General features: G+C 61.2%; 13 protein-coding genes and 2 pseudogenes. 3 read left to right on the plus strand and 12 right to left on the minus strand.

Translation table 11 applies throughout. The features are described from left to right. The first annotated feature begins 1 nt into the window (after window position 1). Together J1D76_RS18680 and J1D76_RS18685 are read left to right on the plus strand one after the other, a co-directional pair. On the plus strand, window positions 2–1,102 hold the full coding sequence (locus J1D76_RS18680) for an extracellular solute-binding protein (RefSeq protein WP_421139757.1): 1,101 nt from the start codon (window positions 2–4) through the stop codon (window positions 1,100–1,102). A gap of 48 nt (window positions 1,103–1,150) precedes the next feature. Then, window positions 1,151–2,269: an agmatine deiminase family protein gene (locus tag J1D76_RS18685; protein ID WP_421139758.1), complete on the plus strand. Its 1,119-nt coding sequence runs from the start codon at window positions 1,151–1,153 to the stop codon at window positions 2,267–2,269. 253 nt (window positions 2,270–2,522) lie between these two features. Here J1D76_RS18685 and J1D76_RS18690 read toward each other — a convergent pair whose 3' ends face one another. The 8 genes from J1D76_RS18690 to J1D76_RS18725 all read right to left on the minus strand — a co-directional run bounded on the left by J1D76_RS18690 (window position 2,523) and on the right by J1D76_RS18725 (window position 10,401). Beyond that, entirely contained in the window at window positions 2,523–2,951 is a 429-nt protein-coding gene (locus J1D76_RS18690; protein WP_421139759.1) for a nuclear transport factor 2 family protein, read from the minus strand. 2 nt (window positions 2,952–2,953) lie between these two features. Then, a complete protein-coding gene (locus J1D76_RS18695) occupies window positions 2,954–3,688 on the minus strand; it encodes an SGNH/GDSL hydrolase family protein (protein WP_421139760.1) in 735 nt (244 codons plus the stop codon). 6 nt (window positions 3,689–3,694) lie between these two features. Then, window positions 3,695–4,264, minus strand: a complete 570-nt coding sequence (locus J1D76_RS18700; protein WP_421139761.1) for a chorismate mutase — start codon at window positions 4,262–4,264, stop codon at window positions 3,695–3,697. 81 nt (window positions 4,265–4,345) lie between these two features. Further along, window positions 4,346–4,636: a DUF7693 family protein gene (locus tag J1D76_RS18705; protein ID WP_421139762.1), complete on the minus strand. Its 291-nt coding sequence runs from the start codon at window positions 4,634–4,636 to the stop codon at window positions 4,346–4,348. A 185-nt stretch (window positions 4,637–4,821) separates the two neighbouring features. Continuing rightward, window positions 4,822–6,375: an amino acid permease gene (locus J1D76_RS18710; protein ID WP_421139764.1), complete on the minus strand. Its 1,554-nt coding sequence runs from the start codon at window positions 6,373–6,375 to the stop codon at window positions 4,822–4,824. 89 nt (window positions 6,376–6,464) lie between these two features. Next, window positions 6,465–7,625 (minus strand): iron-containing alcohol dehydrogenase, encoded by a 1,161-nt coding sequence (locus tag J1D76_RS18715; RefSeq protein ID WP_421139765.1) that lies wholly within the window; start codon window positions 7,623–7,625, stop codon window positions 6,465–6,467. Between the two features lie 3 nt (window positions 7,626–7,628). After that, complete coding sequence (locus J1D76_RS18720; protein WP_421139766.1) at window positions 7,629–9,020, minus strand: aldehyde dehydrogenase family protein; 1,392 nt, start codon at window positions 9,018–9,020, stop codon at window positions 7,629–7,631. A gap of 7 nt (window positions 9,021–9,027) precedes the next feature. Beyond that, window positions 9,028–10,401, minus strand: a complete 1,374-nt coding sequence (locus tag J1D76_RS18725; protein WP_421139767.1) for a glutamine synthetase family protein — start codon at window positions 10,399–10,401, stop codon at window positions 9,028–9,030. Between the two features lie 298 nt (window positions 10,402–10,699). Here J1D76_RS18725 and J1D76_RS18730 point away from each other — a divergent pair. Then, window positions 10,700–10,780 (plus strand): annotated as a pseudogene (locus J1D76_RS18730) (cupin domain-containing protein); the annotation flags it as partial. Between the two features lie 73 nt (window positions 10,781–10,853). On the opposite strand, the pseudogene J1D76_RS18735 reads toward J1D76_RS18730, so the two are convergent. The 4 genes and pseudogenes from J1D76_RS18735 to J1D76_RS18750 all read right to left on the minus strand — a co-directional run. Further along, window positions 10,854–11,090 (minus strand): annotated as a pseudogene (locus J1D76_RS18735) (hypothetical protein); the annotation flags it as partial. A gap of 156 nt (window positions 11,091–11,246) precedes the next feature. Beyond that, a complete protein-coding gene (locus J1D76_RS18740) occupies window positions 11,247–11,939 on the minus strand; it encodes an RES family NAD+ phosphorylase (protein ID WP_421139768.1) in 693 nt (230 codons plus the stop codon). After that, window positions 11,933–12,337, minus strand: a complete 405-nt coding sequence (locus tag J1D76_RS18745; protein WP_421139769.1) for an antitoxin Xre-like helix-turn-helix domain-containing protein — start codon at window positions 12,335–12,337, stop codon at window positions 11,933–11,935. Before J1D76_RS18745 ends, J1D76_RS18740 begins: the two co-directional genes overlap by 7 nt. A gap of 126 nt (window positions 12,338–12,463) precedes the next feature. Continuing rightward, entirely contained in the window at window positions 12,464–13,657 is a 1,194-nt protein-coding gene (locus J1D76_RS18750; RefSeq protein ID WP_421139770.1) for a Fic family protein, read from the minus strand. Between the last annotated feature and the right edge of the window lie 34 nt (window positions 13,658–13,691).

A 13,691-nucleotide genomic window follows, 5' to 3' on the forward strand; every position in this document is an offset into this window, starting at 1 on the left:
CATGAACACGATCAACAAGCTGTGCCTGGCCATGGGGCTGGCGCTGACCTGCGCGGTGCCGGCGCTGCACGCCGAAGAAAAAACCCTGCGGCTGTACAACTGGGCCGATTATTTTGCCGAAGACACGCTGAGCAAGTTCACCGCCGAAACCGGGATCAAGGTGATCTACGACGTGATGGACGGCAGCGAGACCCTGGAAGCGAAAATGCTCGCCGGTGGCAGCGGCTACGACCTGATCTTTCCCGGCGACACGGTGGCCGAACGCCTGATGCGCGCCGGCAGTTTGCAACCGCTGGATCAATCAAAGCTCACGGCGCTGAACGACATCGAACCCGCCTTGCAAAAGCTGCATTCGCACTATGAGCATTCGAGCAAAGCCACTGTGCCGTACACCTGGGGCACCATCGGTCTCACCTATAACGCCGAGCAGATCGCCCAGCGTGCGCCGGACGCACCGGTTGGCAGCCTCGACATGTTGTTCAAACCGGAACTGGCGGCGAAGTTCGCCGACTGCGGCATCTCGATGATCGACTCCCCGGACGAGGTGCTGGCAGTGGTGCTCAACTACCTCGGTCGCGATCCACGCAGCGCCAAGCCGGCGGACCTGGCGGCGGCGAGCGAGTTGCTGATGAAGGTGCGGCCGTATATTCGCAAGTTCCAGTCGCAACCGGTGACCGACCTGGTCAACGGCAACCTGTGCATGTCCCTCGGCTACAGCGGTGACATGACCCAGGCCCAGCGCGCCTCCGACGGTGCCGGCAAGAAAACCGCGTTCCACTACCGTATTCCCCGAGAAGGCACCACGGTATGGATGGACACCATGGCCATTCCCGTCGACGCCCGGCACCCGGAATACGCCTACGCTTTCATCAACTTCGTCATGCGCCCGCAGAACATGGCCGCTATCAGCAACTTCACCGGCTACTCGACTTCCAACGCCAAGGCGCGGCCGGACGTCGACGCCGCCATGCGCAACAACCCGGACATCTACCTCGATGAGGCGACCTACGAGCGACTGATTCCCGGCAAGGACATTCCCCAGAGCGACATGCGGGCACGCATGCGCACCTGGACCCAGTTCAAGACCGCTACAGTCAATTGAATATCGGTCGGCCGGTGGGCCGACCACCCCTCTATTGCAGGAACCTACATGCCGACACGTCGTACATTCATCAAGCAGGTTTCAGTAGTCACCGGGCTGGGCGCGTTGGCGTCCATGGGGCTTGCGGCCCTGCCAGTGCGGGCGGCCGGCAAAGCCATGTGGCACATGCCCGATGAAGGGGAGAAGCACCAACGGGCGTTTATCGCCTTCGGGGCGCAGGACGCGATCTGGGAAGATTTCACGCCCCATGTGCAGGACGCCCTGGGCTTGATTGCTCGCACGATCGCCAAGTACGAGCCGGTCACCGTGTTCTGTCGCCAGGGCGAACGGGCACTGGCCGAAGCCAAATGCGGCAGCAAGAACACCACCTTCGTGATTGCTGATCTGGATGACATCTGGATGCGCGACATCGGTGCCAGTTTTGTCGTGGACGGTAGCGGCGGTCTCGGTGCCGTCGACTTCAACTTCAATGGTTGGGGCAACAAGCAGCAGCACGAGGAGGATGCGCAACTGGCGACGCTGGTTGCTGAAAACGCCAAGGCGGTTTACCAGCGCAGCGCACTGGTGGGCGAAGGCGGTGGCATCGAAGTGGACGGCCACGGCACCGGGATCATGACCGAAAGCAGCTGGATCAACCGCAACCGCAACCCCGACTGGAGCAAGGCCGAGGTCGAGGCTGAACTGAAACAGCGGTTGGGCCTGCGCAAAATCATCTGGCTGCCGGGTATCAAAAACAAAGACATCACCGATGCCCACGTCGATTTCTATGCGCGCTTCGTCAAACCCGGCGTGGTGATCGCCAACCTCGACAACGACCCGCAGTCCTACGACTTCAAGGTCACCCGTGCCCACCTGGAGATACTGGAAAACGCCACCGACGCCGATGGCCACCCGCTGCAGGTGCATACCCTGTCGCCGCCGCTCAACCCGCGCAGCAGCGAGTTCACCCTGGACAACCCGGACTTTGCCGCCGGCTACATCAACTACTTCGTGCTCAACGGCGCTGTCATCGCCCCCGAGTTCGGCGACAAGGAAGCCGACGTCAAGGCCTTCGACTTGCTGTCCGAACTCTACCCGGAGCGTAAGGTGGTGCAGATCAACGTCGACGCCATCTCTGCCGGCGGAGGCGGCATTCATTGCGTGACCAGCCATCAGCCATTGGTGTGAAGCTTCCAGGCTATTTACAACCCCTGTAGGCGCTGGCTTGCCAGCGAAGGCGGTGTATCAGGCGACATTGATGCTGGATGTCCCGGCCTCTTCGCGGGCAAGCCCGCTCCTACAAAAACACACGGTGCCGGCGCCTTGCGCAAACCACTGTAGGAGCTGGCTTGCCAGCGAAGGCGGTATATCAGGCGACATTGATGCTGGATGTCCCGGCCTCTTCGCGGGCAAGCCCGCTCCTACAGGGTTTTGCGGCGGGTCAGGCTTTGCTGGCCTTGAGGTAGGCACCCAAACGCTGGCCCATTTCTTCACCCAGCGCCTGCAAGCCGCTGAGCGGGCGCACCATCACTTCAAACTCGACAATCTTGCCCTGTTCGTCGAAGCGGATCATGTCGATGCCCTTGAGGGCTTTGTCGCCGACCTTGGCGCTGAATTCGAGGATCACGTTCAAGCCATCCGCCGTCGCCAGTTCGCGGTGATAGGCAAAGTCCTCGAACACGTTCATCACCGTATTGAGGATCATCGACACCACCGGCGCGCCGGGATACGGCGTGTGCGCCATCGGCGAACGAAACACCGCTTGCGGGGCGAGCAGTTCGGGCAAGGTGCTCAAGTCCTTGCGGCTGATCATCGCGTGCCACTGCTTCAGGGACGCGGCGACATTAGGGTTCAGGTTCAGCTCAGACATCTTCAACTCCTGTTTTTTATTGTTGTGGTGCGAAAGCGTTGGTCGATCACACGGGCCGCATCGTCGGCCCATTGCCGGTAAAGCGGTGGCCCCGGATGGAAACCATCGCTGGCCATCAATCCAGGTTCCGGAGCCAGCGGCGTCGTCAGCATCGTACATTGATCCACGCGCGCTGCCAGCGCCGCCAGCTGTGAGTTGAAGCGCCGCGCCCGCAACCCCAGGAACCAGCGCAACGGCTGCGGCAGGGCGGGGAACAGGTGCATTGGCGGCAGTGGCGACACGACAATCTGGCGCACCGCGAACTTGTCGCTCAACAGCGCCATCAAGCGTTGTTGCCGGGCGATCCAGTGGTCAACGGCGAGGGTACTGGTGACGTCGTTGACGCCAATCGACAGCAGCGCCACGTCAAACGGCTCGGCGGCATGATGTTCGAGCCAGTCGAGCAACCCTTGCGCGTCCAGGCCCGAGCGCGCCAGGAGTTTCCACGACACCTGGTAGTCAACCGCCAGCCGTTCGACCAGCCTACCGCTCAGGGCCTCGTTCTGCGTCAGGGCCCCCACGCCGGCTGCAGCGCTGTCGCCGATGATCAGCAGGCGCAAAAACTCGCCGCTACCAGCCTCGCCCTGACGTTCACCTTCGGCCTCCGGCAGCTTGGGCGTCACCCGTCGCGTGTACAGGCCCTGCACCAGCAACAGCGGGCCAAGAAGCATTTTGGCGAGGGTTTCAACCCGGCTCAATTGCGCTTATCGCCCGACAATGCACAGCTCGCCGGTCGCTCGAATCATCGCCTGGCCATGCAGGTAATCCTTGATCAGCGCCGAGCGCTCGGTGGCCAGCCATTGCGGGCAGTTCGGGTCTTTACGGTAAGGCTGGAACGCGGCGTATTGCTTGAGCAACTGGTTTTGCAGGGCATCGAGCTTTGGCCGGATTTCTTTGTTGAGGTCCGGGCGTGGCGTGTCCGGCGCCTTGCGTGCCGCTTGCCATTGCGCGAACCGGCCGTATTGCACCAGTTTGCTGGCCTCGATCTGCGCGGCGATCAGGTCGGTGACCTCATCGGGGTCAAGCTTGCGTTGGGCCGCCTGCGCGCGGGCGCTGGCAATGACTTGCGCCTCCCGGGCACTGTCCTGGATCGGTTTGCCTGTGTCCCATTTGGTCAGCGCCACCAGCTCACTCAAGTACAAACGCTGATCCATCGTCGCCAGCAACGGCTGCAAGGCATCGGGCGCTGGCGACGCGATGGCCTGTGCGCCGCCAGCAAACAGACCGAACAGGGCGCAGGCCAGGCAGTTTGGCAGACGTGGGAAACGGGGCATGGGCAGAACCTCCTTGGACGCAAAATGGACTCCGGCTTGTTTATCACAAGTGCGGCCAGGGAACGATAGGGCGCGAAGGATTCAGGCCAATAACCGCTCGATCCGGGCCAGCTCCCAGGTGCTGAGCAAACTCACCGGGTCGGTGCCGAAGCGCTGGCCAATTTCGAATGCGTATTCGCGGCCATCGGGGCTTTGCCCATGCAGGCAGTGGCGCAGGTGCCCGGCTTCGACGTCGAGCGTCAGGCGCCAGCCGTCGATATCGACCAACACATGAGGCGAATCGCCAGCGTCGTTGACGCGCTTGAACGGACAAATGCCCTGCGCGGCATCGCGCATCGGCTGGTAGACCTCGCGGGCGGTGAGGGCGGGCATAGTCGTCTCAGGCAGGAAATCAAGGGGCACAGGATAAATCATCGCCCTGCAAAAAAGCCCGGAACAGCACAATCCGTTGTAGGAGCTGGCTTGCCAGCGAAGAGGCCGGCATGTCCAGCATCAATGCCGCCTGACCCGACGCTTTCTCCGGCAAGCCGGCTCCTACAGGGAAATCATTGCGTGCTCTATTTTTTGTTCAACGCCGCTTCCGCCGCGGCGATTTCTGCCTGGCGCCGCACGATCATGTCGCCCACCGGCGGTCCCTGGAAGCGCCGGGCCTCAAAGCCGAACCAGACGATGGCCGTCAGCACCAGGAAGCCGATGGTGATGTATAACGCCCAATCGTTGGGTGGCTGGATGCCGATGACGAAAATGATGATCATCGACAGGATCGAAAGAATGGCAAACACCGAGTACCAGAAACGTCCCATGTTCCACGGCCCCATGGTCGGCCACTTCGACGTCCCGTAGGTAAACAGGCCGAGGACGATGGGAATCGCGAAGGAAAAGAACAAAAAGATCACCGTGCACGACACGACGATCGTGTACACCGGCGTCGCCCCGACCGAGATTACCGACGAGCCCCAGTCGAACAGCACGGCGAGGGTAGCACCGGTCCAGATCGCCGCCACCGGGCTGCGAAAGGTTGGCGAGACCGAGGCCAGTGCCTTCGAGCACGGCAGGCCACCGTCCCGGGAGAAGGCAAAGATCATCCGTGAAACCGAGGTGACCGTGGCCAAGCCGCAGAGTATCTGCGAGATGAAAATCGCCACGTACAGCACCAGTTTCAAGGTCGGGTTGACCTGGGTATTCATGGCCCAGAAAAACACATTCCAGCCTTGCTTGGCGGCGTCGTCCATGTTCGGCAGCATCAGCACGAAGGCGCTGAGCATCAGCCAGCCGAACAGCAACGACCAGAGCACCGACATGACCATGCCGCGAGGCACCGACATGGCCGCGTTGCGGGTTTCCTCGGAGGTGTGCGCCGAGGCGTCGTAACCGGTGATGGTGTAGATCGGCAACAGCAGGCCGAGCATGAAGATCCAGCCGTTCGACACCTGCGGCCAGACGCTGCCGCCGACTTCGCCAGAGTAGTTGCTGAAGGTCCACAACCGGGCGAATTCATAGCTGGGGGCCGACAGCAGGCAAACGATGGTCAGGGCCAGCGCCGTGGCGAAAATCAGGTAGCCGGAAAAGTCAGTGAGCTTGGCCGTCAGGCCGATCCCCAAGTGGTTGCACAAGGCCTGAAGGCCCGTGAGGATCGCCAAAAAAATCACCCTGACCGTGGTCGTGTCTTCCATGCCCAGCGCCGGGCCGAAGGCTCCGAAAAAGAAGTAGTAGGTGCCGACGTTGATCGCACCCAGCACCGTGACCAGCCCCAGCAGGTTGAACCACGCGGTCAGCCAGCCCGTGAAGCGGTTGCCGAGAATCGAGCCCCAGTGATACAGCCCGCCGGCGGTAGGGTAGGCCGAGGAAATCTGCGCCATGGCCATGGCGAACACCCCGGAGATCAGGCAGCCGATGGGCCAGCCGATGCCGATGGAAATACCGCCCGCGCCCGAGGTGCCCTGGGCCAGCGAGTTGATGCCACCGGAGAGGATGCAGATGATCGAGAAGGAAATGGCGAAGTTGGAGAACACCCCCATTCGTCGTGAGAGTTGCTGGGCGTAGCCCATGCTGTGCAGCACCTTGACGTCTTCGTCGTGCGCGTCGGTGCCTGGCTGGCTTGCTGGGTTCATCTTGTGTGCCCCTTCAGGTTTTGGACAGGCCGAACTGAGCCGCCGTAGGCTCGACCTTGGTTTTTCTGTAGGCGCGAGCAAGCTCGCGCCTACAGACGGCCGTGCAGTGCCGCGTCGAAAATCTTTGCCACGCCGTCGCGGGTCAGTGGCAATGGGTTGCCACCGGCAGAAGGGTCGACAATCGCCATGTCGGCGATCAGGTCGGCCTGCCGGTCATCCACGCCCAGTTCCACCAGGGTATGGGGCACGCCGATGTCCTTGCGCAGCTTGAGGACGAAGGCCAGGAAACTGTCGAACCCCGGCGAGGGCAGGCGCAGGTAGGCCGCCAGGCGTGTGATGCGTTCTTCGATGGCTGAGCGATTGAACTGCAATACATAGGGCATGAACGTCGCGTTGGTCATGCCGTGATGGGTGTCGTACAGCGCGCCGACCGGATGCGAGAGGGCGTGCATCCCGCCCAGGCCTTTCTGGAACGCCGTGGCACCCATCGCCGCCGCCGCGAGCATGTGCCCGCGCGCTTCAAGGTCCGAGGGCGTGTGCACCGCTTTCACCAGTGCACTGGCCACCAGACGCATGCCTTCCACGGCAATGCCATCGGCCAGTGGATGAAAACCGGGGGCGCAGTAGGCTTCCAGGCAATGGGACAACGCGTCCATGCCGGTGCCAGCGGTGATTTTTGCCGGCATGCCGACGGTGAGGGCCGGGTCGCTGATGACCACGCGCGGCATCATTTTCGGGTGGAAGATGATGCGCTTGGTGTGGGTGCGCTCGTCGATGATCACCGCGGCGCGGCCGACTTCCGATCCGGTGCCCGCGGTGGTCGGCACCGCAATGACCGGGGCGATGCGGCTGTCGTCGGCACGGGTCCAGTAGTCGCCGATGTCTTCGAAGTCCCAGACCGGGCGGGTCTGGCCGCTCATGAAGGCGATCAGCTTGCCCATGTCCAGGCCACTGCCGCCGCCGAACGCAATCACCCCGTCGTGCTGGCCGCCACGCCAGGCGTCGAGCCCGCCGGCAAGATTGGCTTCCACCGGGTTGGGCTTGAGGTCACAGAACAACGCCACGCCCAGACCGGCGGCGCGCAAGGCTTCTACCGCCGCCGTTGTAATCGGCGCACGCCCCAGGCCGCTGTCGGTCACCAGCAACGGCCGCTCGATACCCTGGCTGCGACAGACTTCGGCCAGCTCGGCGATACGCCCGACACCGAAGCGAATGCTTGTGGGGTAGTTCCAGTTTGCGCTCAGGTTCATGGTCTACACCTCGTGACGCAGATGAAAGGATTTGGCTCGGGTCAGGTGTTCGTAGCCCAAGGGCGAGAGGGTGACGCCGCGCCCGCTGTGCTTGACACCGGTCCAGGCCAGGGCCGGGTCGAGGTAATCGCAGCGATTCATGAACAGCGTTCCGGTGGTGATTTCGTTGCCCACACGCTCGGCAGCGGCAAGGTCTTGGGTCCAGATCGAAGCGCTGAGCCCGAACTCGCTGTCGTTCATCAAGGCTATGGCTTCTTCATCGCTGGCCACCGGCATGATGCCGACCACCGGGCCAAAGCTTTCGTCGCGCATGACCGACATTTGATGGGTCACATCCACCAACACCTGCGGCGCGAGGTAGGCGCTGCCCGGTACGTCGGCAGCAAATGCCTGCGCATCGATCAGCGCCGTCGCGCCCTGTGCCAGCGCTTCGGCGATCTGCCCGCGAACGAAAAATGCAGCGCCCGGCGTCACCAGCGGACCGAGGGTGGTGGCTTCGTCCAACGGGTTGCCCAACACGTACTGGCGGGTCAGTTCGGCGAAGCGTTCGACAAACTGCGGGAAGATTGTCTGGTCGACGTAAATGCGTTCGATGGCGCAGCAACTTTGCCCGGAGTTGAAGAAACTGCCGTCCACCAGGTTTTCCACCGCATATTCAAGGTTGGCGTCGGCGCGGACATAGGCCGGGTCTTTGCCGCCGAGCTCCAGGCCCATGCCGAGAAACTGCCCGCTGGCGGCGCTTTCCATGACCCTGCCAGCCTCCACGGAACCGGTGAAGTTCACTTGCTGCACGCGCCCGGACGCGATAATCGCGCCGGTCGACTCATGGTTGAGCAGCAGGTTCTGGAACAGTCCCTCCGGCAGTTTGGCGCGGCGCATGGCTTCGGCGAAACGCTCACCCACCAACAAGGTTTGCGAGGCGTGCTTGAGGATCACGCTGTTGCCGGCCATCAACGCCGGGATGATCGTGTTCACCGCCGTCAGGTAGGGGTAGTTCCACGGCGCGACCACCAGCACCGTACCCAGCGGCTCGCGCTTGATATAGCGGCGAAAACCCGCGACGGGCTCGGGTTCGATTGCGGCCAGGGCCTGCGGCGCGAAGGCGATCATGTGCCGGGCGCGTTCGGCAAAACCGCGCAGTTCGCCGGCGCCGTAACGCACCGGTCGACCCATCTGCCAGGCCAGTTCCGGCACGATGTCTGCCTGCATCGACAGCATCGCGTCCACCGCTGCGTTGCAGTAAGCGGCGCGTTCGCTCAGCGGGCGGCGTTGCCACAATGCCTGTGCATTGGCCGCGGCCATCAGCGCCTGCTCGACCTGCTGCGCATCGGCGACCTCGCGCTCGGCGTAGACCCGGCCATCGACCGGGGAGATGAGCTGAATCTTCTCTTTCATGGCCATCTCAATAGCGCTCGAAGCCGCGCTGCAATTCCCAGTCGGTGATTCGCCGGTCGTACTCTTTCTGTTCCCACTCGGCGGTGTGCACGTAATGGTCGACCACCTCGTCGCCGAATGCTTCGCGCAACATGGCGGAGGCCTTGAGGGCGGCGCTGGCATCGCGCAGGGTCTTGGACACTTCCGGCAACTGCTCATCGAGGTAGGCGTCGCCTTCGAACGGCGGCGTGAGCTCGAGTTTTTCGTCGACACCGGCCAGGCCCGCCGCGATCAACGCCGCAAATGCCAGGTAGGGGTTGAGGTCGGCGCCGCCGATGCGGCATTCGATGCGGATCGACTTGCTGCTTTCGGCACACAGGCGAAAGCCAGCGGTGCGGTTGTCGCGGCTCCACACCGCCCGCGTCGGGGCAAAGGTGCCGGCCTGGAAGCGCTTGTAGGAGTTGATGTAGGGCGCAAGAAAACAGGTGATGTCGTTGGCGTACTTGAGCTGCCCGGCGACCCAGGCACGCATCAGTTTCGACATGCCGAACTCGGCCTTGGCGTCGTAGAACAGCGGCTTTTTCGCGTTCTTGTCCCACAACGAATTATGGATGTGGCTGCTGGAACCGGCGGCGTCATAGCGCCACTTGGCCATGAAGGTGATCGCCTTGCCCTGCAACTGCGCGATCTCTTTGCAGGCGTGCTTGATGATGACGTGGTGGTCGGCCATGGTCATGGCGTCGGCATAGCGAATGTTGATCTCTTCCTGCCCCGGGCCCCATTCGCCCTTGGAGTTTTCCACGGGAATGCCCGAGGCTTGCAGATGCTTGCGAATCGCCCGCAGCACCGGCTCTTCGCGGGTGGTCTGCAGGATGTTGTAGTCCTCGATGTAATGGCCGGCGGTTTTCGGTTTGTGATAGTTGCGCTTGTGGATCGCCTCGTAGGTTTCGTCGAACAGATAGAACTCCAGCTCTGAGGCAAACATGCCGGTGTAGCCACGCTCGCGCAGGCGTTCTACCTGTTTTTTCAAAATCGCCCGCGGGCTGTGAGGCAAGTCTTTGCGATGGTGATGATCGAGCACGTCGCACAGCACCAGTGCCGTGCATTCCAGCCAGGGCACGCGCCGCAGGGTGGACATGTCGGGTTTGAGCACGAAGTCGCCGTAGCCCTTGCTCCAACTGGCCGCGGCGTAACCCGGCACCGGCTCCATGTCGATGTCATCGGCCAGCAGGTAGTTGCAGCAGTGGGTTTCTTCGTGGCCGCTGTCGATGAAAAACTCGACCTGAAAGCGCTTGCCGACCAACCGGCCCTGCATGTCGACCATGCAGACCAGTACGGTATCGATTTCGCCGGCAGCCGCGGCGCGCTTGAGTGCATCAAAGCTGAGGAGGGGCTCTGTCATCACGTCAATCCTGCGTGAAAGGTTGGGGCCTGTCTGAAATAGCTGTTGCAGACGCTCTCCAGAAAAAACCAAAACCTGCAGAACCGAGCATCATGAGCAACGAGTTGCTCAAAGCTTAGCCTACCGTTGCAAAGTGCAAGTTTTGCCAGGTAAAAGCCTCGCCGACCTCACCTGACCTTGTAGGAGCGAGCTTGCTCGCGAAGCACACAAGAGCGCCGCGTTTCATCAGGCATCACGCGTAATCGTTAATGACCTTCGCGAGCAAGCTTGCTCCTACAAGGGAAAGCTGCTCGGTTTCGACATCCAACCGGCACGCCTGCTGGCGGTGTTCGTCCTCGATACGCAAGAAACGACGCTAGTCACGCCGATTAAAAAGTGAGCCACGAAAAAGCCCGGCGGTTTAGGCCGGGCTTTTCGTTGAGTCCTGCGGTGAAGCACTGCATTCAGACCGCGCGGCTTTCGATCAGACGGTCGGAACCACCTTCAGCAACGCGGTTCTGCATCAGTTTGTCGGAGCCATCAGCGGCTACCCGGTTCTCGATCAGGCGGTCGGAACCACCCTCGGCGACACGGCTTTCAATCAGACGATCCGAGCCGCCTTCAGCGACCACAGGTTGGGCAGAGGTAGCGGCGAAAGCGTTTACTGCGAAAATCGATAAAGCGATGCTGAGAAGGGTTTGACGTTTCATGAGGGTGTGCTCCGGGGGGGCTTATGGGTGGGTATGGAGCTGATGTTACGCCGGGGATTTTTTAAGAGAACTTCATTGAATCAATGGTGACTATCGACGCAGTCAATGGATGAAACGCTGCACATCAAAGCACCACTTTCCTGTGCCGCAGGGCAATCACGCTTCGCTGATCTGGCTCACGCTGGTGATCTGCCCGTTCCACACCATTTCGTAATGGGCCGTCTGCACAATCGATGACACCGGCCTCGGCGTCATCAGCGCCCAGCAATGGCTGCCCGGCAGGCGCACCGAGTGATACCGCAAACCGGGACACCTGGCCTGCCGGATATCCCCGCCCAAGCGCCGGGAAGCGCTGTAATCGTCCGGCGCGTATATCGGATCGGTCAGCGGCAGGGCGGTGGCGTCCTTCATCCCCCCCTCGGCAAACGCGCAGGCCAACCCGCGAAACACAAAGCGTTCATAGTTCAGGCTAGGCACCTTCGACCAATACAGGCCCTGGTGATGCCGCACCTCGGCCAGCGCCGCTTCCATCGAATCGGCCAGGTACAACACACCAAAACTGCCGTCACTGAAACGCGAACCCGCCGGATTGACATGGGTAAACGGTGCGATGGCATACGAGCAACCCGCAATGCCAAACGGAATCTCGCTGCGCGCAATCAACTCCAGCTGACCCAGCTCATTCTTCAAGCGCGGATTGGTCAACGCCTGAATCTCGAACAACACCTCGAACTCATCCGCATCCGCCACGTCATCAAACAACGCAATCGGCGGAAACTTCGAATTGACCAGGCGATAAGCCTGCAAAGACTGTCCGGCAAACACCGCCAGCTCACTCGCCATCACCATTGCGCGCCCCGCAGCATGTCGATGCGGCGGAAGGTTTCATACAGCGAAATCATGTCGCCCTGAGCCATGATCGCCAGCGGCGAACGCCCGTTGAAAAATTCGTTGTCATTGGCCATCGAGGCAAAGCCATACACGTTGTCAGGGTTATCGAACACCAGCCGCAATGTCGCGTGCATGTTCAACACAAAACTGATGCGCTGCATCTGGTCCGCATCCAATGCCACCGCCCATTGCGGGTCACGTTGCCGGGCGCGGGTGTAGGTGCTGCGGGAAATACGCAAGATGCGACAAGCCTGGTCGCTGCTGGCCTGCCACTTTTGCAGAATGCTCACGGCAGCGCGCAGGCCGGTGACACACTGGTTTTTTGTGAAGGATTGGGCTTGGATGGGGACGGCCACGGTTGCGTGCTCCATTTGAATCTACAGATTCGAATGTAGTTTTAATGAATCTATAGAGCAATGTTGCGGCGACCAGTGGGTTTGCGCGCCTCTGCAATAACTTGGCGATACTGCGGGTGCGATGAACTACTGAAACCGCCGGTGCAGGTCCGGAAAAATATCCTGAGCAAACCACGCGGGGAGGCCGGGAGTCACAATTCTGGATTTTGGTGTGCGGCTTTCTACCAGGCCGACTTTTACCAGCCGGGTTAACTCGTCGATTGCCGGGCGGGGTGTCAGACCGGTGAAGGTTTTTATTTCGTTGCGCGGCAAACTGCCCTGAGTGATCAGGGCAATAATCGCGGGTGCACTTTCCGGACGGATGCCTTGCTGTAGAAGTCTCTCGTTGTAGCGAAACGCACGTAACACGCGCTCGCGCAGCCGGGCAGGGTCAACGGCGGCAATCATATAGTCGACCTGGTCGTGACAAACCTGCAGCATGAACTCTATGAATTCGAAGTAACGTCGCTGGGACAGTTGACCTCTTCCGTCCAGATCGCCTTCCCGTGCACGATCAGCCATGGCCAGGGCGCTGTAATAATCCTGATGCCGTCGTGCGAGGCCGCGAGACAATGACCAGAGGGTTGGCTGCAATCCCAGATGCACCAACTGCAAATGAGTGATCAGCCGCGCCACTCGACCATTTCCGTCGGCAAAGGGGTGAACCCAGGCAAGCCGATGATGGTAGGCCAGCGAAGAAATCAGCTGGCGGCGAGGATCCGTCTGCCGGCCAAACCCTGACTGAAGGTGTCGCAACATCGCTTCGACAGCCGAAGCGTCCGGCGCGTCATGGTTGCCGACGACCACGTTTTGTCTCGTGACCGAACGAAGTAGGCCGGGCTGCATGATTGAGCCATCTGACAGTGTGCGTTCTGCGTCACTGGCGCCGCGAAATAACCGGTCGTGCGCAGCGCTGACGAACTCAGGTGCGAACAGGGCGCTCCAGGTAAAGGGGCCACGCTGGCGTAGTGCCCGTTCGAACAAGGCTTGCACCGCCATTTGTTCAATTGCCAGGCTTCTCAACTGCTTGCGATCTTTGACGGGCGCCGTTTGTGCTTTCTGCATATCGGCGGGCTCGGTGTATTGCCCTTCGATCAGGTTCGAGTAGTACGTATTAGTGATTTGCAGGAGACGGCCGAGTCGTGCAGCGGTTTGAGGTGGTAGTCGCCCGGCTAGAAATTGAGTCTTTCTGGGCAACGCATCGGCAAGATCAATGATCGAAGGGGGCAGCGATTCCGGGAGAACCGGGTCCAACCAGGATTTCGATGTGATTAAGGACATAGGAGTTTCAATCGCCAGGAGTACCTTCACATTT

This window comes from Pseudomonas sp. NFX15, assembly GCF_049132105.1.
Lineage (GTDB): Bacteria > Pseudomonadota > Gammaproteobacteria > Pseudomonadales > Pseudomonadaceae > Aquipseudomonas.